The sequence below is a fragment of the Brevundimonas sp. genome (assembly GCF_023259385.1).
Classification (GTDB): domain Bacteria; phylum Pseudomonadota; class Alphaproteobacteria; order Caulobacterales; family Caulobacteraceae; genus Brevundimonas.
Window position 1 is genome coordinate 1 of the sequence record NZ_JAHFPF010000033.1, and the last position, 19,526, is coordinate 19,526.

At 69.5% G+C, this 19,526-nt stretch carries 15 protein-coding genes, 1 tRNA gene and 1 pseudogene; 7 read left to right on the top strand and 10 right to left on the bottom strand.

Going from position 1 to position 19,526, the window contains the following annotated elements; all coding sequences use genetic code 11:
• Positions 1–2,326: TonB-dependent siderophore receptor (locus Q0C81_RS04100; RefSeq protein ID WP_291833945.1), on the bottom strand; the 2,326-nt coding region annotated here is incomplete at its 3' end.
• A 33-nt stretch (positions 2,327–2,359) separates the two neighbouring features.
• Complete coding sequence (locus tag Q0C81_RS04105; protein WP_291833981.1) at positions 2,360–3,709, bottom strand: dicarboxylate/amino acid:cation symporter; 1,350 nt, start codon at positions 3,707–3,709, stop codon at positions 2,360–2,362.
• A gap of 244 nt (positions 3,710–3,953) precedes the next feature.
• Between Q0C81_RS04105 and Q0C81_RS04110 the strand changes: the two genes are divergently transcribed.
• A complete protein-coding gene (locus Q0C81_RS04110; protein ID WP_291833948.1) occupies positions 3,954–5,762 on the top strand; it encodes a cache domain-containing protein in 1,809 nt (602 codons plus the stop codon).
• Complete coding sequence (locus tag Q0C81_RS04115; protein WP_291833951.1) at positions 5,759–7,096, top strand: sigma-54 dependent transcriptional regulator; 1,338 nt, start codon at positions 5,759–5,761, stop codon at positions 7,094–7,096. Before Q0C81_RS04110 ends, Q0C81_RS04115 begins: the two co-directional genes overlap by 4 nt.
• Here Q0C81_RS04115 and Q0C81_RS04120 read toward each other — a convergent pair.
• The gene (locus Q0C81_RS04120; RefSeq protein WP_291833953.1) at positions 7,093–7,998 is read right to left on the bottom strand and encodes an ROK family protein; all 906 of its coding nucleotides are present in this window, start codon (positions 7,996–7,998) and stop codon (positions 7,093–7,095) included. The genes Q0C81_RS04115 and Q0C81_RS04120 overlap by 4 nt on opposite strands.
• Positions 7,999–8,091: 93 nt before the next feature.
• Here Q0C81_RS04120 and cysD point away from each other — a divergent pair, with 93 nt between their 5' ends.
• Both cysD and cysC read left to right on the top strand, forming a co-directional pair.
• Positions 8,092–8,994, top strand: a complete 903-nt coding sequence (gene cysD, locus Q0C81_RS04125) for a sulfate adenylyltransferase subunit CysD (RefSeq protein ID WP_291833956.1) — start codon at positions 8,092–8,094, stop codon at positions 8,992–8,994.
• A gap of 29 nt (positions 8,995–9,023) precedes the next feature.
• Positions 9,024–10,820: an adenylyl-sulfate kinase gene (gene cysC / locus Q0C81_RS04130; protein ID WP_367117973.1), complete on the top strand. Its 1,797-nt coding sequence runs from the start codon at positions 9,024–9,026 to the stop codon at positions 10,818–10,820.
• Here the strand turns inward: cysC and Q0C81_RS04135 are convergent.
• The 4 genes from Q0C81_RS04135 to Q0C81_RS04150 all read right to left on the bottom strand — a co-directional run bounded on the left by Q0C81_RS04135 (position 10,798) and on the right by Q0C81_RS04150 (position 15,706).
• Positions 10,798–11,073: a SemiSWEET family transporter gene (locus Q0C81_RS04135; protein ID WP_291833962.1), complete on the bottom strand. Its 276-nt coding sequence runs from the start codon at positions 11,071–11,073 to the stop codon at positions 10,798–10,800. The genes cysC and Q0C81_RS04135 overlap by 23 nt on opposite strands.
• Positions 11,070–11,555: a low affinity iron permease family protein gene (locus Q0C81_RS04140; protein ID WP_291833964.1), complete on the bottom strand. Its 486-nt coding sequence runs from the start codon at positions 11,553–11,555 to the stop codon at positions 11,070–11,072. The genes Q0C81_RS04135 and Q0C81_RS04140 overlap by 4 nt, the downstream gene beginning before the upstream one ends.
• A gap of 193 nt (positions 11,556–11,748) precedes the next feature.
• Positions 11,749–13,293, bottom strand: coding sequence for an amidase (locus tag Q0C81_RS04145; protein ID WP_291833968.1), 1,545 nt, complete (start codon positions 13,291–13,293; stop codon positions 11,749–11,751).
• A gap of 142 nt (positions 13,294–13,435) precedes the next feature.
• Complete coding sequence (locus Q0C81_RS04150; protein WP_291833970.1) at positions 13,436–15,706, bottom strand: S9 family peptidase; 2,271 nt, start codon at positions 15,704–15,706, stop codon at positions 13,436–13,438.
• Positions 15,707–15,862: 156 nt separating this feature from the next.
• On the opposite strand from Q0C81_RS04150, the gene Q0C81_RS04155 reads away from it, so the two are divergent.
• Positions 15,863–16,675: a ferredoxin--NADP reductase gene (locus Q0C81_RS04155; protein WP_291833973.1), complete on the top strand. Its 813-nt coding sequence runs from the start codon at positions 15,863–15,865 to the stop codon at positions 16,673–16,675.
• 79 nt (positions 16,676–16,754) lie between these two features.
• Positions 16,755–17,027: a chorismate mutase gene (locus Q0C81_RS04160; protein ID WP_291833983.1), complete on the top strand. Its 273-nt coding sequence runs from the start codon at positions 16,755–16,757 to the stop codon at positions 17,025–17,027.
• Between the two features lie 54 nt (positions 17,028–17,081).
• Here the strand turns inward: Q0C81_RS04160 and Q0C81_RS04165 are convergent, their stop codons facing one another.
• The gene (locus Q0C81_RS04165; RefSeq protein ID WP_291833976.1) at positions 17,082–17,435 is read right to left on the bottom strand and encodes an Hpt domain-containing protein; all 354 of its coding nucleotides are present in this window, start codon (positions 17,433–17,435) and stop codon (positions 17,082–17,084) included.
• Positions 17,435–18,885, bottom strand: a pseudogene (locus tag Q0C81_RS04170) (amino acid permease). The gene Q0C81_RS04165 and the pseudogene Q0C81_RS04170 overlap by 1 nt, the downstream one beginning before the upstream one ends.
• 288 nt (positions 18,886–19,173) lie before the next feature.
• Between Q0C81_RS04170 and Q0C81_RS04175 the strand changes: the two are divergent.
• Positions 19,174–19,249, top strand: a tRNA-Lys gene (locus Q0C81_RS04175).
• Positions 19,250–19,272: 23 nt separating this feature from the next.
• Here the strand turns inward: Q0C81_RS04175 and Q0C81_RS04180 are convergent.
• The coding region (locus tag Q0C81_RS04180) for a hypothetical protein (RefSeq protein ID WP_291833979.1) at positions 19,273–19,526 on the bottom strand (254 nt) is incomplete at its 5' end.

Here is a 19,526-nt window from a genome sequence, read left to right on the forward strand (position 1 = left end):
AGGTGAAGTCGCCCAGCACTTCCGGAAGGAAGGTCGGCTGGAACACCAGGCCGTAGGACCAGTTGGTGCTCTCTTCCGGCTGCAGGTCCGGATTGCCCGCGATCTGCAGCGAAACGCTGGCGGTGCGGGTGCACTGGGTCATGTTGGCGATCGTACCCTTGCGGATGTCCGCCTCGCAGCGGATGAAGTCCGGGGCGCTGGCCAGACGGGCGTATTGGGTGGCGTTCACCTGCTCCAGGTTCGGGGCGCGGAAGCCTTCCGAGTACGAACCGCGGAGGCGCAGGCCGTCGACCACGTCCCAGGCGACGGCGATCTTCGGTTTGGCGACCGAACCGAAGTCCGAATAGTGCTCGACCCGACCCGCCAGCTGCACGTCGACGCTCTGCACCAGCGGGATGTTCATCTCGGGCGAGACCACCGGGATGGCGAACTCGACGAAGGCGCCCGACACGGTGCGGTCGCCCTTGGTGTCCGGGTTGGGGCTGACCGCCGACACGTTCGACAGATTGGTCTCGCCGGTCACCATGTCGACGAAGGTGTTGGTGCCGTCCAGGTTCTCGTCGCGGTCGTCGCTCTGGGTCTCGCGACGAAGCTCGACGCCCGCCGCCACGCCGACCGGACCGCCGGGCAGCTGGAACAGGTCGTTGCGCGACATCTTGAAGTCGGCCAGCGCCAGGGTCGTGCGCGACAGGCGGCGCATGTCGAAGACGATGGCGTCGATCGCCGCCTGCGACGAGGGCGTACAGTCGTTGTAGCTGGGCGTATCCACGCAGCCGCCGTTGAACGGATTGTAGGCGTCGGGGGTGGACAGGGCGAGCTGCTGCTGCAGCTTGGTCATGTTGATGTTGGGCGAGATGTCCTCGGCCTCGGCCTCGGAGTACAGCACCGCGCCTTCCCAGTCGAAGCCGCGCCATTCGCCGCGCAGACCGCCCAGGATGCGCGTCTGGTAGTTCTTGACCGTCACCTCCTGGAAGCCGGCGTCGGCGAAGCGGTAGTTGCCCAGGCGCACGGCCAGGCCGCCGGCGGGGACGTTGGTCAGGTTGGGCAGGCGGTTCGGGTTCGGCTGACCGTTGATCGTCGTCGGGCCGAACGGGTTCCAGTAGTTGGTGGCCGGAATCCACAGGCCGTTCAGGTTCACAACCGGCGGCTGGATCGCCTTGCTCTCGGCGGCATAGAACGACAGCTCGCCGAAGGCCGTGATGTTGTCCGTCAGGTCATAGTGGCCGGTCAGGTAGATGTTGGCGCGCTCGACCGACGGACGGACCGTGGTGCCCTTGCGAGTGTCGAAGCGCATCTCGCGGTTCACGCCGTTATAGGCCGCCGCCCCGCTGACCAGGCAGGTCGCGCCCAGGTCTACGCCGACGCAGCCGAAGCTCTCCGGCTGATAGTGGAAGGCCCCGGCGGCGGTCGTCAGGACAACGCCGTTCGAGCGCGGACGCGTCGCCGTCGTCACGGGGGCGATGCTCAGCGCGGCCCAGGTCGTATGCGACGAGCGGCCGTCCGGCACGGTCGAGGTCTGGTAGCCGTCGAAGCCCGAGAAGAAGCCCCGCATGTCGTCGCTGGACGTGAAGTCCTGCTCGTCCGCCATCAGCTGGGTGCGGTCGGCGTAGTTGAGGAACAGCGAAAGGTTGCCGCGGTCGAAATTCTTGCCCGCGAAGACGTTGAACTCGAACTCGCGCAGGCCCGTGCCCTCGGCGCCCCCGTAACGGGTCTGCAGCGTCAGGCCGTCGAAGTCGTCCTGCAGCACGGTGTTGACCACGCCCGCCACCGCGTCCGCGCCGTAGATGGCCGCGGCGCCGTCCAGCAGCACCTCGACACGCTCCAGGCCCGCCACCGGAATGGCGTTGGAGTTGTAGCTCAGCACCGGCACCGTGCCGGTGTCCGAGGTGCCCTGGCTGGTCGGGTGCTGCACCATCCGGCGGCCGTTCACCAGCACCAGGGTGTTGCCCACGCCCAGCGAGCGCAGGTTGACCGAGTTCACGTCGCCGCGCGCCGAGTTGGAGGTCTGCGGGTTGTTGGCGCTGTCGAACAGCACGTCGCCCATCTGCGGGATCGAACGCATCAGATCGTCGCCTGACACCGCCCCGACGGCGTCCATCTGCTCGCGGTCGACCACCACTACCGGCAAGGCGTTGGTCGTCGAGGCGCCGCGGATCTGCGAGCCGACCACGACCACTTCGCCCAGATCGGCGGCGCTCTCCTGCGGCGACTGCGCCCCCTGGGGTGCGGTCTGGACCGGAGCCTCCTGAGCGGCCGCGACGCCTGCGCTGAGCAGGGCCACAACCGCCGCGCCGCCCAGCAGCGCGCCTCTATGCATCGACTTCATTCCCGTTCCTCCCAGTTAACCCCCAGCCGTTTCTCAGTCGGCTGTAAGAGCTTCCTTGTCCCCCGGCCCTGCGGCCGGATCCGGCGGCGCGGCGAGCGCCTTCGGTTGTGATTTCAGCGCGGCGTGGAGCGCGTCGCGGTCCAGCTCGCCCTCCCAGCGGGCGACGACCAGGGTCGCCACCGCATTGCCCACGAAGTTGGTCAGCGCCCGGCACTCGCTCATGAAGCGGTCGATGCCGAGGATCAGCGCCATGCCGGCCACCGGCACGCTCGGCACCACGGCCAGCGTCGCGGCCAGGGTGATGAAGCCGGCGCCGGTGATCCCGGCCGCGCCCTTTGAGCTCAGCATGGCGACCAGCAGCAGCAGCACCTGCTGCTCCAGGCTCAGCTGGATGTTCATGGCCTGGGCGATGAACAGCGCCGCCAGCGTCATGTAGATGTTGGTGCCGTCCAGATTGAACGAATAGCCCGTCGGCACGACCAGCCCGACCACCGACTTCGGCGCGCCGGCGGCTTCCAGCTTCTGCATCAGGCTGGGCAGGGCGGCTTCGGACGACGAGGTGCCGAGCACCAGCAGCAGCTCTTCCTTCAGATAGCCGATCAGCTTGAAGATCGAGAAGCCGTTGGCGCGGCAGACGAGGCCGAGCACGCCCAGCACGAAGACCAGCGAGGTCAGGTAGAAGGTGGCGATCAGGGCGATCAGATTGGCGATCGACGCCAGCCCATAGGCCCCGATGGTGAAGGCGAAGGCCCCGAAGGCCCCGATCGGCGCGGCCTTCATCAGGATGGCGACCAGGCGGAAGATCACCTGGCTGAGCGACTCCAGCGCCCGCACCACCGGCTGGGCCGGCGCGCCGACGATGGCCAGCGAGATGCCGAACAGGATCGACACGAACAGGGTCTGCAGGATGTTGCCCTCGACGAAGGCGCTGATCAGCGTCGTCGGGATGATCCCGGTCAGGAAGCCGACGATGGTCGTCTCGTGCGCGGCGGCGGCGTACTGCGCCACGGCCCCGCTGTTCAGCGTCGACGGATCGATGTTCCGCCCACGGCCCGGCTGGACCACATTGGCGATCACCAGGCCGATGATCAGGGCCAGGGTCGAGAAGACGAAGAAGTAGGCGAACGCCTTGCCGGCCACCCGGCCGACGCGTTTCAGGTCGCTCATCCCGGCGATGCCGGTCGAGATCGTCAGGAAGATCACCGGGGCGATGATCATCTTCACCAGCTTGATGAAGGCGTCGCCCAGCGGCTTCAGGTCTTTGCCCAGTTCCGGCCAGAAATGGCCGATCAGCCCCCCGGCGACGATGGCCGCGAGGACGAGCACGTACAGGCTACGGTACCAGGGCTTGCGCGCGGCGCCTGCCTCCGGCGTGGATGCAATCTGGATCAAAAGACCCTCCCGAAGAGACCGCTTGCCGGTCCCGGTTCGATTCACCGTCTGATGCGGTGACGTGGGGTCATTATCGTGAGCCCCGGTCCGGCCTCGCAAGCGAAAGGCCAGAATCGTCTACCGCATTGACTTTCCTACGCTTACCGGCCGTTTCGCGCTTGCAAAAAACGCGATTTGAGCGGATTTCCGCACACGCCGTCTCGACATATGTGCGAAATCCCGCATTAGTCCTTCCATGCCCCGTTTTCTCGATTCCGCACAGGGCCAGTGGCGGGTCTTCGCCGTCTTCTGGCTGGTCATCGCGGTCGTCGCCGCCATGGTCGCGGGCGAGGTCGCGCGGCGCGAGGCCCGGGCCGAGGCCCTGCGTCAGGCGGCCACCGCCACGGCCCTGCACGCCGCCGTCCTGCGCAGCGAACTGGAGCGGCATCGCTCCCTGCCGATGGTCCTGGCCCAGGATCCCGACCTGCAGGCCCTGCTGGCCCGCCCGGACGCCGGCAGCGTCGACCGGCTGAACCGCAAGTTCGAGGGGCTGGCGCGCGAGACCCGCGCCGCCGTCATCTATGTACTGGACGCCCGCGGCCTGGCCCTGGCCGCCAGCAACTGGAACCAGCCGATCAGCTTCGTCGGCTCCGACTACCGCTTCCGGCCCTATTTCTACGAGGCCATGCGCGACGGTCAGGCCAGCTTCTTCGCCCTGGGCACGGTCAGCGGCCGTCCCGGCCTCTACCTCTCGCGCCGCATCGCGGGCGCCGACGGACGTCCCCTCGGCGTCATCGTCGCCAAGGTCGAGTTCGACGCCCTGGAGACCGAGTGGCGCGCCTCGGGCGAGCCGACCTATGTCACCGACGGCGACGGCGTGGTGCTGATCACCACCGTCTCCGACTGGCGCTTCCACACCACCGGCGCCCTGCGGCCCGACCGCCGCCGGCGTCTGGCCGTCGACCAGACCGCGGGGCGCGCCGACCTGTCGGCCCTGCCCTTCGAAGCGCTCGCCCCCGGCCTGATCCGCCTGTCCCGCAACGTGCCGCCCGATCTCTACGCCCGCGCCTCCGCCCCGATCCCGGACCTCGGCTGGCGGCTGCATCTGCTGTCGCCGGCCGGCGCCGCCATCAGCCGGTCGATCATGGTCGCGCGGGTCGTCGCCCTGCTCAGCGTCGCCCTTCTGGCGGGTCTGACCGGCATCCTGCTGCGCCGCCGCCAGCGCGCCATCGCCAAGGCCGCCGAGGACGTCGCCGCCCGCATCGACCTGGAGCGTCAGGTCGACGCCCGCACCGCCGAGCTGCGCGCCGCCAATGACCAGTTGAACCTCGAGATCGAGGAACGCCGCCGTCTCGAAAAGGGCCGCCAGGACCTGCAGGACGAACTGATCCAGGCCAACAAGCTGGGCGCCCTGGGCCAGATCGCGGCGGGTGTGGCGCATGAGATCAACCAGCCCATCGCCGCCATCCGCACCCACGCCGACACGGCGTCCGTCTATCTGGAGCGGCAGGACACGGACGGCGCCAACCGCGCCCTGACCCGCATCGGCGAGCTGACCCAGCGCGTCGGCGCCATCACCGACGAACTGCGCGCCTTCTCGCGCAAGACCCGCTCCGGCGCCGTGCCGGTCAGCGTCGAGGCGGCCATCGACGGCGCCCTGCTGCTGGTCGGCGCCCGGCTGCGCGAACGCGGGGTGACGCTCCAGCGCGGTCGCGTCCCCGCCGGCCTCGAGGTGCGGGCCGAGCGCAACCGCCTCGAACAGGTCGTCCTCAACCTGCTGCAGAACGCCATCGAAGCTCTGGAGGGCGTTCCCTCCCCGGTCATCGACATCTCGGTCACCGTCCGGGCGGGCAAGGTCACCGTGCGCATCTCCGACAACGGCCCCGGCGTCTCGCCCGAGGTGCTGGACCGACTGTTCACCCCCTTCACCACCGACAAGCGCGACGGGATGGGCCTGGGTCTCGTCATCAGCCGCGACATCGTCGCCGGCTTCGGTGGCGAACTGGTGCATGAACCCTCCCCCGAAGGCGCCGTCTTCAAGATCGTACTGGCGAAGGCCGCATGAGTTTCCAGCCCTGCAACCGCGTCGCCCTGGTCGAGGATGACGACGCCTTCCGCGCCGCCCTGGCCGAGCGGCTGGGCCTGTCCGGCCTGGCGATCTCCGAGTTCGCGTCCGGCGACGCCGCGCTGAAGGCGCTGGACGCCCGTTTCGACGGCGTGGTGGTCACCGACCTGCGCATGCCCGGCCTCGACGGGCGCCAGCTGGTCGACCGCCTCGCGGTGCTCGACCCCGATCTTCCCGTCGTCGTCATGACCGGCCACGGCGACATCGCCGAAGCCGTCGATGTGATGAAGCGCGGCGCCTACGACTTCCTGGCCAAGCCCTTCGCCCCCGAACGCCTGCTGGAGACCCTGAACCGGGCGCTGGAGAAGCGGGCCCTGGTGCTGGACAACCGCCGCCTCGCCACCCTGGCAATGGATGACGAATGGTCCATTCCGCTCAGCGGCGAGAGCCGGGCCGTCACCGCCCTGCGCGCCGCCATCCAGCGCCTCGCCGACGCCGAGGTCGATGTCCTGATCGAGGGCGAGACCGGGGCGGGCAAGGAGGCCGTCGCCCGCGCCATCCACAACGCCGGCCGCCGCCGGGTGAAGCCCTTTGTCGCCGTCTCCTGCGCCACCCTGCGCGAGGACGGGCTGGAGAGCCAGCTGGTCGGCCACGCCGCCGGCGCCTTCCCCGGCGCACTGCGCCGCCGCGAGGGCCAGATCGAGCAGTCGCACCAGGGCAGCCTCTTCTTGGACGAGATCGACCTGGCCCCCCGCGCCGCCCAGCTCCTGCTGCTGCGGGTGCTGGAGGAGCGCGAGGTCATGCCCCTGGGCGCGGGCGAGGCCCATGCGCTGGACCTGCGCATCGTCGCCGCCACCAAGGCCGATCCGGCCGAGGCCGTGGCCCGCGGCGACCTGCGCGAAGACCTGTTCTATCGGCTCAACGTGGTGCGCGTGCGCATCCCGCCCCTGCGCGAACGGCGCGAGGACGTGCCCCTGCTGTTCGCCCGTTTCCTCGACCGCGCGGCGCGACGTCTGGGCCGGGACATCCCGCCGATCGACCACGCCATCCGCCGTCGCCTGCTGGAGCACGACTGGCCGGGCAATCTGCGCGAACTGTCCAACTACGCCAGCGAGGTCGCCGTCGGCATCGCCGCCCCGACCGAACGGCTGGAGACCGACCGTAGCCTGTCCAGACAGGTGCAGGACTACGAGGCCGAACTGATCCGCGAGGCCCTGACCGCCCACAGCGGCGACATGCGCCGGGTCACTGACAGCCTGAAGATCCCGCGCAAGACCCTGTACGACAAGATGGCCCGTCACGGCATCCAGCCGTCAGAGCACCGGCGGCGCTAGCGGAGCGTATCCAGCCCCACCGCGACCGCCCCCATCGGCCCGGCCATCGCGCCCAGGCCCGGCGGCTGAACGAAGGCGTCGATGTCGGCGGCGATGGCGCCCGCCACGCCATAGCCCGCCAGGCTCTCGACCAGCGAGGCGCGCAGGCGTTCAAACAGCCACGGCTGACCGTCGGCCACCCCGCCGCCGATCAGGATTCGCTGCGGACAGGCCGTCAGCACCACGTTGTGCAGCATCCCGCCCAGCGCGTGCACGACCATGTCCCAGGCCGGGTCGTCCGGCGTCAGCTCTCCGCCCGGCCGCCCCGCGCGCGCCTCCACCGCCGGTCCGGACGCCAGCCCCTCGACGCAGTCGCCGTGGCAGGCGCAGACCCCCGGCCAGGCGTCCCCCGGCAGCCGCCCGACCTTCAGATGCCCGACCTCCGGATGGCCCAGCCCGCGCACGGTCCGCCCGTTGATCACCAGACCCACGCCGATCCCGGTGCCCACGGTCGCATAGGCGTGGCTGTCCAGCCCCCGCGCCGCGCCCCACCGCCCCTCGGCCAGCGCCGCGCCGTTCACGTCCGTATCCAGTCCGACCGGCACGCCGAAGCCCCGGTGCAGCATGTTCAGGTCGGCCCAGCGCCAGGCCAGCTTGGTCGTCTCGGTGATGTGCCCGTATTTCGGCGCGCGCGGGTCCAGCTCCACCGGCCCGAAGCTGGCGATGCCGATGGCGGCGAAGCCCGGCCCGGCCGCCCAGCGCTCCAGCACCGCGCGAATGGCGTCCAGCGTCTCCTCCGGCGTGGTCGTCGGCAGGCGGACTTCGTCGCGGATGTCGTCGGGTCCCGACGCCAGCACGCAGACGCATTTGGTGCCGCCCAGTTCGATGCCCGCGATCAGCGGCGATCCGAATCCCGTGTCCATGGCGGCACCCTGCCGCGTCGCGCCTCATTCCGCCATGCCCCGACAGGCCGGTGCGGGCTTGGCGCCGCGTGATTCAACCGTCACTGGTAGGTCATGGGGCGGGACGACATTCTGGACTGGCTGGAGGCCGAGGCCATCCACATCCTGCGCGAGACCGTCGCGGGGACCGAGCGTCCGGTCATGCTGTTCTCGGGCGGCAAGGACTCCGCGGTCATGCTGCATCTGGCCCGCAAGGCCTTTCATCCCGCGCCGCCGCCCTTTCCCCTGCTCCACGTCGATACGATGTGGAAGTTCGAGGCCCTGTACGCCTTCCGCGACGCCGCCGCGGCGGCCGCCGGCCTGCCCCTGATCGTTCACCGCAATCCGGAGGCGCAGGCCGCCGGGATCAATCCCTTCAGCCACGGCGGCGCGGTCCACACCGACCTCTGGAAGACCCAGGGGTTGAAACAGGCGCTCGACGCGGGCCGGTTCGACGCGGCCTTCGGCGGCGCCCGCCGCGACGAGGAGAAGAGCCGCGCCAAGGAGCGCATCGTCTCCGTCCGCACCGCCGCCCACGGCTGGGACCCGCGCGACCAGCGGCCCGAGCTCTGGAGCCTCTACAACACGCGCCTGAGCCAGGGGCAGACGCTGCGCGTCTTCCCCCTCTCCAATTGGACCGAGCTCGACGTGTGGCGCTACGTCCTGCGCGAAGGCGTCGCCGTGCCCGACCTCTATCTCGCCGCCGACCGCCCGGTGATCGACCGCGACGGCGTCCTGCTTCTGGCCGAGGATGCGCGCCTCCGCCTCCTGCCCGGCGAGACGCCGGTCGTGCGCCGCGTCCGCTTCCGCACCCTCGGCTGCTGGCCCCTGACCAGCGCCGTCGACAGCCGGGCCGACACCCTTCAGGACGTGGTCGCCGAGATCGCCGCCGCCACCGCCTCCGAACGCCATGGCCGCGCGATCGACCACGACCCCGCCGCCTCCATGGAGCGCAAGAAGCGCGAGGGCTATTTCTGATGGTCCCCGTTCCGATGCCCCCCGTTCCGATGTCCCCCGTGCGCGTGATCGCCTGCGGTTCGGTGGACGACGGCAAGTCGACCCTGATCGGCCGCCTGCTGCACGACGCGGGCGCGGTCTCCGTCGATCATCTGGCCGCCCTGGGCCCCGATCCCGACCTGTCGCTTCTGGTCGACGGCCTCGCCGCCGAGCGCGAGCAGGGCGTCACCATCGACGTGGCCTGGCGCGCCTTCGATCTGGGAGAGCGCCGCTTCATTCTCGCCGATGCGCCGGGGCATGAGCAGTACACCCGCAACATGGCCACCGCCGCCTCCACCGCCGACGCGGCCGTGGTGCTGATCGATGCGCGCAAGGGCGTCCTGACCCAGACCCGGCGCCACACCCGCATCCTCGCCCTCATGGGCGTCCGCCGCCTGCTGCTGACGGTCAACAAGATGGACCTCGCCGGCTGGTCGCAGGAGGTCTTCGAGGCCGTCGCCGCCGACTACCGCGCCTTCGCCGCGGACTTGGGCCTCGACGACGTGACCCCCATCCCCATCAGCGCCATGACCGGCGCGGGCGTCACCCGCCGGATCCCCGCCATGGCGTGGCATGACGGCCCCACCCTGTCGCAATGGCTGGCCCAGACCCCCGCGCCGAGCCCGACCGACGGCCCCTTCCGCCTGCCGGTCCAGATCGTCCTGCGCGACGGCGAGGCCCGCGCCTTCGCGGGCCGGGTCGCGGGCGGCGCGATCCGGCCCGGCGATCCCCTGCGCGTCCTGCCGTCCGGCGCGGAGGCCGCCGTGGCCTCCATCGACGGCCCCGAAGCCGCTACCGCCCGCGCGGGCCAGTCGGTCAGCCTGACACTGGATCGTCCCATCGAGGTGTCGCGCGGCGACTGGCTGGTCTCGCCCGACGCCCCGCCCGCCGTCGCCGACCAGTTCGAGGCCCATCTGGTCTGGATGTCGGATCAGCCGCTGCTGCCCGGCCGCACCTATGACCTGAAGATCGGAACCGCGACCGTTCCGGCCCGGGTCATGGAGATCCGGCATCGTGTCGATCCCGACAGCGGCGAGGCCCTGGCCGCCCGCACCCTCGCTCTCAACGAGATCGGCCTCGTCACCCTGTCGCTCGATGCGGCCGTGCCGTTCGAGCCTTACGCCGAAAGCCGGGAGCTGGGCGGCTTCATCCTGATCGATCGCATGACTGCGGCCACGGCGGGGGCGGGCATGATCCGCTTCGCCCTGCGCCGGGCGACCAGCATCCGGCCCCAACCCCTGTCCGTCAGCCGCGCCGACCGCGCCGCGCGCAAGGGCCAGACGCCGCTCGTCCTCTGGTTCACCGGCCTGTCCGGCGCGGGCAAGTCGACCATCGCCGACCGGGTCGAGCAGCGCCTGCTGGAACGGGGCTTCCACTCCGCCCTTCTGGACGGCGACAATGTGCGCGGCGGCCTGAACCGCGACCTCGGTTTCACCGACGCCGACCGGGTCGAGAACATCCGCCGCGTGGCCGAGGTGGCCCGGCTGATGACCGACGCCGGCCTGATCGTCCTTGTCGCCTTCATCTCGCCCTTCCAGGCCGAGCGCGAGATGGCCCGCGCCCTCATGGAACCCGGCGAGTTCCTCGAGATCCACATCGACGTCCCGCTGACGGTCGCCGAAGCGCGCGACGTGAAGGGCCTCTACGCCCGGGCGCGGGCGGGCCAGCTGGCCAATTTCACCGGTGTCGACAGTCCGTATGAGCCGCCCCAGGCCCCGGACCTGCGGATCGACACCGCCGCCTGCTCGCCCGATCAGGCCGCTGATCTGGTCATGGAGCTGGTCCTCAGGACCCAGCGCCCCGGCTGAAGCGCCACTTCATGCCCAGCACGCCCGCCGCCATCACCAGCGCGCAGGCGTTCGCCACCGCCACCGGCCAGGCCGAGGTCATGACGCCGTAGATGGTCCACAGCACGAAACACGTCACCGTCAGGGAATAGGTCTTCAGCGACACCGCCGAGGCGTCGCGCTCCTTCCAGATCTTGATCATCTGGGGCGCGAAACTGGTGATCGAGCACAGCGCCGCCGCCGTGCCGACAGCATTGGCGATCAGGTCGCTCACGACGCCTTGCGCCGCGTCGGCGTCTTGCGCTCTTTCGGCGGCGTAGCCTTGTCCGGCTGGGCGGCTTCGACATCGTCGATCCGCCGCCCGCGCCGCCCCTTGATCGGCGCGGCGGGCTTGCCCTGATGCACCGCGATGCCGCGCGCCTCGACCTCCATCAGGATGGCGTCCAGCTCCCGCTCGGTCAGGTGCTCGATGCCGATGAAGCGCGAGTCGGCCTGCTTCACGGCGAACACCAGCTCGTCCAGCTTGGCCTGCATCGCGGCCCCGTCGCGGTTCTGGGTGTTCTGGATCAGGAACACCATCAGGAAGGTGATGATGGTCGTGCCGGTGTTGATCACCAGCTGCCAGGTCTCGTTGAACTTGAAGATCGGCCCCGTCGCCGCCCACACCAGCACGATCCCGCAGCAGGCGATGAAGGTCCACGGCTTGCCGGCGACCTTCGCCGTCAGGGTGGCGAATTTGACGAACAGCTTTTCCATGGCTGCTCAACCCGGGGGAATGGTGAAGGTTGCGTGGGTGGCGAGCCGATCCGACAGGGTGCAGGGAAGTGATTAGTGGTTAGTGATTAGTGGATCGCAGCTTCACGTCTGGCGGCCTTCCTCGCACGGGTGGCGCGGCGGCCACCCACTAATCACTAACCACTAATCACTTCCCACGCGCCGCCGCCGGACCTCAGTCCCTCGGCGCCTGTGGCGCCCGCCGCGCGTGGGTCAGTTGCTCGAACGCATAGCCCAGCGACAGGACCTTCGCGTCCTCCCACTTCCCGGCCATGAAGCTGATCCCGACCGGCATGCCCCGGTCGAAGCCCATCGGCACGGTCAGGTGCGGATAGCCCGCCACCGCCGCCAGCCGGCTGGCCGAGCCCTGCATGTTGTCCTCGTCCTCGCGGTCGTTGGTCCAGGCGCGGGAGGTCGTCGGCGCGATCAGGGCGACCACGGCGTTGTCCGCCATCATCTTGTCGATCCCCTCGGGTCCCGCCGCCCGCAGCGAGCTGGCCCGCGCGTTGACATAGACCGGATCCTCCAGCCCGGTCGTCGCCTCGGCGCGCAGGAACAGCTCCTGCCCGAACAGGACCGTCTCGCGCGGCTCCGCCGTGTTGAAGGCGATCAGGTCCGCCAGGGTCCGCGTGCGCACCTGCGTCGGGTCGGTCGAGGCCAGATAGGCGTTCAGGTCGACCTTCAGCTCGGTCATCAGCACCTGCAGCTCCCAGGTCCCGATATTGCGCCAGTCGGCGGGCGGCTCGGTGATGTCGACGATCACCGCCCCAGCGTCGCGCATCACCTGCAGGGACCGCTCGAATTCGGCCCGCGTCTGCTCCGAATAGGAGGGCAGCAGGAAGCGCATCACCCCGATCCGCGCGCCGTTCAGCGACCGCGCATCCAGCGCCCGGGCGTAGTCCGTCTTGCGCGCATCCGCCTCGGCCGTCGCGGCGTCCAGCGGGTCCGTCCCCGCGATGACCGTCAGCACCCGCGCCGCGTCCTCGACCGTCGTCGTGATCGGCCCGGCGGTGTCCTGCGAATGGCTGATCGGCACGATGTGGGTCCGGCTCACCAGCCCCACCGTCGGCTTGAATCCCACCACCCCGTTCACCGAGGCCGGGCAGGTGATCGACCCGTCCGTCTCGGTCCCGATCGCCAATTCGGCCAGACCGGTGGCGACGGCCACCGCGCTTCCGGAAGATGACCCGCACGGGGTCCGCTCCAGGTCATAGGGATTGCGGGTCTGACCGCCGATCGCGCTCCAGCCGCTGATCGAATTGTTCGAGCGGATGTTGGCCCACTCGGACAGGTTGGCCTTGCCCAGCAGAATAACCCGCGCGGCCCGCAGCCGGGTGACGATCGGCGCGTCCCGCCCCGGCGCATTGTCCGCCAGAGCCAGCGAGCCCGCCGTCGTCGGCATGTCCGCCGTCTCGATATTGTCCTTCAGGACCAGTCTGCGACCGCTGATTTCGGTCAGCGGCGCGTCGGGCGTGGCCACCATGACGGCGCCTGGCAGCATCGGCGCCAGAACCTCGGGCGCGCTCCAGCGGATCATGCTTCCCGCGCGCCGGTCGTAGGCCTGGTACTGGGCCATGACGTTCTCCGCCGTCAGCGGCGGACGCAGGGGGATGCTGATCACCGGCTCGCGCGTCGCATGGACTTCGGGGGCTGTCTGCGCCTCCGCCCCGCCCGCCGTCAGCATCAGCAGCGCCGCGGCGGCCCCCGCCCCCGTCAACATCCGCTCATCCCGGCGAAAGCCGGGACCCAGTACTTTGGGCGATGGCCGCCCGTCGGTTCGCGTCGTCATCGATCCATTCCCCCAACGGCGTCTCAACGAAAGAACTGGGTTCCGGCTTTCGCCGGGATGAGCGGAGTTCTGGCTATTGCGTATGCGACCGCGACCCGATCGTCCGGTCCAGGAAGTCCAGATACGTCCGCCACTGCTGCAGCTGACGCTCGTTGCCCCGCACCCCGTGACGCTGCCCCGGATACAGCATCAGCTCGAACGGCTGGCTGTTCTGCTGCAGGGCGTTGATCACCCGCGTCGAGTTTTCCAGGATGACGTTGTCGTCGGCCATACCGTGCATCAGCAGCAGGCGGCCCGTCAGGTTCGGCAGGCGCGGAATGACGTCCGAGGCCGCATAGCCTTCGACGTTGGCCTGCGGCGTCGACATGTACCGCTCGGTATAGGCGGTGTCGTACAGGCCCCACTCGGTCGGCGGGGCGCCCGCCAGCGCGCCGGCCAGCCCCATCTTCGGCTCGGTCGCCGCCATCAGGGTCATGAACCCACCGTAGGACCAGCCCATCATGGCGATGCGAGCATCGTCCACAAATGGCAATGATCTCAGATAGTCAGCCGCCATAACCTGATCTTCGATCTCAGGCTGGCCCATGCGCAGATACAGCGCCTGTTTGAACGCCGCCGAGCGGTCGCCCTCACCCCGGTTGTCCAAGCGGAAGACGATGTAGCCGGCCTCAGTCAACAGTTGATTGGTCGACGCCTGCCAGCCACGCTTGACCCCGCCGCCCGACGGTCCGCCGTACACCTGCATGACCACCGGATAGGTCTTCGTCCGGTCGAAGCCCGGCGGCGTGGTCATCTGCCAGACCAGGGTCTCGCCATGGCTTTCCAGCGTGCCGAAGGTCACTTCACCCCGGCGCGAGGCGAACGGATAGGCCGGGTGACCCGGCTGCAGACGGTTCTCCTCGATCCAGCGGATGCGCGTGCCGTCGGCCCGGTACAGGGCCGACTGCATCGGCGTGTTCAGGTCGGTGTAGTTGCCGACGAAGGCGGTGCCCGTCTTGTTCATCGACGCGCTCCACCAGCCGCCGGCGGAGGTCACCGCCACCGGCGTCATGGTCCGGCGCAGCGAAGCCCGGAACAGTTGCTGCTCGATCGGCTGCTCACGCCCGTCGCGCATAGAGGCGGTGAAGAAGACGTCGCCGGTGCGCTGGTCGACCCCTGCCAGGCTCTTGATCGGATACTGGCCCTGGGTGATCGCGCGCAGGCGGCGGCCGTCGCGGTTGTACAGATACAGGTGCTTCCAACCGGTCTCTTCCGACGACCACAGGAAGTCGCCGTTATCCAGCGCCTTGAAGTCGTGGTTCAGCGGGACCCAGGCGTCCGACCGCTGGCTGACGATCACACGCGAGGCGCCCGTGGCCGGATCGACGCTCAGCAGGTCCAGGGTCTTCTGGTTCCGCGACAGTCGCTGCACATACAGGATCCGGCCGTCCGCCGACCAGTTCACCCGCGCCAGGTAGATGTCATTGTCGGCGCCCAGATCGACCTTGATCCGCTGACCGCTCTGGCGGTCGTGGACGTACAGCTCGACCACCGCGTTCGGACGGCCCGCGCGCGGATAGCGCTGCTCCACCGTCGAAGCGCCGCCGCCGGTGATGTCCAGGCGCGGGATGATGTCGACGGTCGACTCGTCGGTGTGCTGCAGGGCGATGAACCGCTCGTCCGGGCTCCACCAGTAGCCGGTGTCGCGGTCCAGCTCCTCCTGGGCGATGAACTCCGCCGTGGCCCAGGTCTTCAGCCCCTCGCCGTCGCTGGTGACCGCCGTCTCGGTGTTCGTGGCCAGGTCGTAGACCACCAGGTCCTGGTCCCGCACGAACGAGACGAAATTGCCCTTGGGCGAGACCTTGGCGTCGATCTCGTCGGCCTCGGTCTCGGTCAGGCGGCGTACCTGCCCCCCTTCCCGCGCGGCCAGGAAGATGTCGCCCTCCAGCGGCGCCAGGATGTAGCGTCCCTGCTCGTCCCAGGAATACTCGACCACGCCGCGCGCGCTGATGCGCATCCGCTCGCGGCGCGCCTTCTCGGCCTCGGACAGTTCGCCCGCGTCGGGAACCAGCGCCCGCGCGTCGATCAGCTTGAACGGCTCGCCCGGGCCCGTCGGCGCGGCCCACAGGTCCTGCACCTCCACGTCGTCGGGGCGCGAGCGCAGGAAGGCCACCAGTTCCCCGTCCGGCGACAGGCTGACGCCCTTGGCCACGGGGCCGGACAGCGACGGGTTCGCGAACACCCGCTCCGGCGTCAGGATCGCGCTGTCGGCGATCGCGGGGGCCGCAGTTTGTTGCGCCATCGCGGCGGTAAACGGCGACAACGTCGCCACGAACAGGGTGGAGGCCAGCAGGATGTTTCGCATGAACGCCGCACGAAGGTTTTTTGAGTTGCCGGGACGCTAGAGGCGGAATCCTCCGCCGTCACCACCCACGCCTTCCAACGGCCGTCCTGCCAAATGCCGTCGCCGCGACACCCGATCCCTTCCCCCTGCCGCCCGCACCCCCTAAGAAGCGCCGCAATGACCGACGCCGTCGCCCCTCCCCCCGCCAAGGCCTCGCCCTTCCACGAACTCGAGGTCCTGTCCGTCCATCATTGGACCGACCAGCTGTTCAGCTTCCGCATCGCCCGTCCCGAGGACTTCCGTTTCCGCTCGGGCGAGTTCGTGATGATCGGCCTGCCCGGCGAAGACGGCGGTAAGCCGGTGCTGCGCGCCTATTCCATCGCCAGCCCGCACTGGGACGAGGAGCTGGAGTTCTTCTCCATCAAGGTTCCCGACGGCCCCCTGACCTCGCGCCTGCAGAAGATCCAGGTCGGCGACACTGTCCTGATGGGCAAGAAGCCCACCGGCACCCTGGTGCTGGACGCCCTGACCGGCGGCGAGCGCCTCTGGCTGATCGGCACCGGCACGGGCCTGGCCCCCTGGCTCTCGGTCGCCCGCGATCCGGACACCTACAGCCGCTTCGGCCAGGTCATCGTCTGCCACACGGTGCGCAACGTCGCCGACCTCGCCTACCGCGACTTCTTCACCCACGGCATCCACGAGGATCCGCTGGTCGGCGACGAGGCCAAGGCCCAGCTGACCTACTATCCCACCGTCACCCGCGAGCGGTTCGAGACCCCGGGACGGATCACCGACCGGATCAAGTCCGGCGACGTCTTCGCCGACCTGGGCCTGCCCATCGGCTTCTCTCCCAATACGGACCGCGTCATGCTGTGCGGCTCGATGGCCATGATCAAGGAGACCGGCGAACTGCTGGAAACCTACGGCCTCAAGGAGGGCTCGAACGCCGAGCCCGGCGACTATGTTCTGGAGCGCGCCTTTGTCGGTTGACCTGAAAGACACCCGGACCGTGGTCGCGCCCGAGGTTTTGGGCATCGACGCCCGGGTCGCGCCGGAAGCCTGCCTGTCGATGGCCGAGGTCCGCCACGGCGTCGACGCCCTGGACCGCGCCCTCGTCACCCTTCTGGCCGAGCGTCAGCGCTACATGAACGCCGCCGCCCGCATCAAGCCGAGCCGCGACGTCGTCCATGACGACGCCCGCATCGAGGACGTGGTCGCCAAGGTCTTGGCCGCCGCGGGCGCCGCCGGACTGTCGCCGGACATCGCCGAGCCTGTCTGGCGCACCCTCGTCGACCGCTGCATCGCCCACGAGTTCAGCGTCTGGGACAAGACGCGCGGCTAGGCTTTTCCTCCCCCTTCTGGGGGAGGGGGACCGCGAAGCGGTGGAGGGGGTCTTTCAGCCCCTCAAACTTCTCAGCATCAGCTCGTGCCGATAGGCCGCCACGTCGCCCAGGGCGATCTCCAGCTGATCCCGCACCCGGTCCAGCAGCGGCGGCGCGGACGCCCTGTCCGCCGCCTCCGCCGCCTGACAGGCCTGCGCCAGGGTGTCCGCGCCTATGCCCGCCGCCGCGCCGCGGATCGTGTGCACGGCGTCGCGCCAGCCCTCTTCCCGTACATCCAGCATCGGCGACCACATCGTCGCCTGCTGACCGAACAGGCCCAGCACCTCGTCGGTGATGGAATCCTCGCCGCCGGTCATCCGCTCCAGCACGTCGAAGTCGACCGCCCCGGACAGGTCCCGGCGCGCCATCAGGCCGCCGTCTCCTCACCCTTGGCCAGCCGCGAATTCCGCGACGACCAGACCAGGTAGATGACCAGGCCCACGCCGTTCCAGATGAAGAAGGCCGTCTGGGTGAAGGGCTTCAGGCTGAAGAAGAACAGCAGGCAGCCGATCACGGTGATCGCGCCGACCAGCCACCAGAGGGGCGCCTTGAACACCCGCTTGCGGCCCGGCTCACGCAGGCGCAGCACGATCAGGCTGACGCCCACGGCGGCGAAGGCGCACAGGGTCCCGGCGTTGGCCAGCGAGGCCAGCTCGTCCAGCGGCAGCAGACCCGCCAGGATGGCCACCACGATGGCGGTGAAGACGGTGACACCGCCGGCACGCCCCGGCTCGACACCTTGGCCAGGCTGCGCGGCAGCAGGCCGTCGCGGGCCATGCCCAGGAAGATCCGGCTCTGGCCGAACAGGAAGGCCAGCAGCACCGTCGGCAGGGCGATCACCGCGGCCCCGGCCACCAGCTGCGCCGCCCAGTTCGAACCCAGTTCACGCAGGATCAGCGACAGCGGCTCGGTGCTGGAGGCGAACTCCGACACCGGTCGCGCCCCGATCGCGGCCGCCGCGACCAGCAGGTACAGGGCCGTGCACACCAGCATCGAGCCGACGATGCCGATCGACAGGTCGCGCTCGGGCCGTTTGGTCTCCTCGGCCGCCGTCGAGATGGCGTCGAAGCCGTAGAAGGCGAAGAAGATGATCGCCGCCGCCGCCATCACCCCGGTCTGGGCGACCGCGGGCTGGCCGGTGATCTGCTCCCAGAACGGAATCTGCGGCGCCCCGAAGCCGTTGGGCATGAAGGGGGTGAAGTGGGCCGCGTCGAACTTCGGCAGGGCGATGGCCACGAACACCGCCAGGGCGGCGATCTTCACCAGCACCAGGATGACGTTGACCGTGGCGCTCTCCCGCGTGCCCAGCAGCAACAGGCCGGTGACCACGGCGATGATGAACACCGCAGGCAGGTTGATGATGCCGCCCGCGTGCGGCCCGGCCGTCAGCGCCGTCGGCAGGTCGATGCCCAGGCCGTGCAGGAAGGGCGTGGCGTAGCCGGCCCAGCCGACCGCCACGGCCGACACCACCAGCGAATATTCCAGGATCAGGCTCCAGCCCACGATCCAGGCGACGGCCTCGCCCAGCACGGCGTAGGAATAGGTGTAGGCGCTGCCCGCCGCGGGCATCATGGTCGACAGCTCGGCATAGGCCAGCGCCGCGCAGGCGCAGACCAGCCCCGCCAGGGCGAAGCTGACCATCACCGCCGGACCGGCCAGGCCCGCGCCCACGCCGATCAGGGTCAGGATGCCCGTGCCGACGATGGCCCCGACGCCCAGCGCCATCAGGTGCGGCCAGCCCAGCGTCTTCTTCAGCGCCGGGCCGTCGTGCGGCGCCAGCATCGTGTCGATCGAACGGCGGCGATTCCAGAAGGCCATGGTCGCGTCTCCCCTCGCCGCTCCCCGGCGGCTGATTCCGCGACGACCCTAGAGCAAAATCGGTCGCCTTGGACACCATCCAACCCGGCCCCGGCATGGCTCCGGCGTGATCCGGGGCCATTTTCCGGATTCAGACTGTTCCGGCTGGAAGCAGAATGGTCCGGCCCCGCCTGCGACAAACCGAAACGGACACCCAAAAGCCGCTTGCCATCCGGGGACGCCGCCGCTATGTCCCGCCCCTCGCTGACGCCGGTCCCGGCCGCCCGTCAGTGCGCAGACGATGAGTTCGGGTGATTAGCTCAGTTGGTAGAGCAGCTGACTCTTAATCAGCGGGTCGTAGGTTCGAACCCTACATCACCCACCATCGTCCCTTTTAAAATCAATCATTTATAACTCCACAGGGCAGGCCGACCACCGGATTGACCGTCTGGAACGGCGTTCAGCGCTGCGCGCTCGACCGAGCTGCGCCGTCCCCTCCGCCCGCCGATCGCGCGCCGCACGACGATGCGCCTCGGAGTGGTTGAAATACGGAAACTGAAACATATACTGTTTCTGTTGCGACCCGTCGTGACGATTCCCTGTTTCAGAGCCGGTCCCGGCCGAGCCGCTTTCCGAGGTCTCCTCCCCCATGAAGATCCAAC

Excerpts from the sequence above, each read along its gene's own strand:
- Q0C81_RS04115 (WP_291833951.1), top strand. The coding sequence starts at position 5,759 with ATGAGTTTCCAGCCCTGCAACCGCGTCGCCCTGGTCGAGGATGACGAC.
- Q0C81_RS04150 (WP_291833970.1), bottom strand. The coding sequence starts at position 15,706 with ATGCGAAACATCCTGCTGGCCTCCACCCTGTTCGTGGCGACGTTGTCG.
- cysD (WP_291833956.1), top strand. The coding sequence starts at position 8,092 with ATGGGGCGGGACGACATTCTGGACTGGCTGGAGGCCGAGGCCATCCAC.
- Q0C81_RS04140 (WP_291833964.1), bottom strand. The coding sequence starts at position 11,555 with ATGGAAAAGCTGTTCGTCAAATTCGCCACCCTGACGGCGAAGGTCGCC.
- Q0C81_RS04155 (WP_291833973.1), top strand. The coding sequence starts at position 15,863 with ATGACCGACGCCGTCGCCCCTCCCCCCGCCAAGGCCTCGCCCTTCCAC.
- Q0C81_RS04165 (WP_291833976.1), bottom strand. The coding sequence starts at position 17,435 with ATGGCGCGCCGGGACCTGTCCGGGGCGGTCGACTTCGACGTGCTGGAG.
- Q0C81_RS04160 (WP_291833983.1), top strand. The coding sequence starts at position 16,755 with ATGGCCGAGGTCCGCCACGGCGTCGACGCCCTGGACCGCGCCCTCGTC.
- Q0C81_RS04110 (WP_291833948.1), top strand. The coding sequence starts at position 3,954 with ATGCCCCGTTTTCTCGATTCCGCACAGGGCCAGTGGCGGGTCTTCGCC.
- Q0C81_RS04145 (WP_291833968.1), bottom strand. The coding sequence starts at position 13,293 with ATGTTGACGGGGGCGGGGGCCGCCGCGGCGCTGCTGATGCTGACGGCG.
- Q0C81_RS04120 (WP_291833953.1), bottom strand. The coding sequence starts at position 7,998 with ATGGACACGGGATTCGGATCGCCGCTGATCGCGGGCATCGAACTGGGC.
- cysC (WP_367117973.1), top strand. The coding sequence starts at position 9,024 with ATGTCCCCCGTGCGCGTGATCGCCTGCGGTTCGGTGGACGACGGCAAG.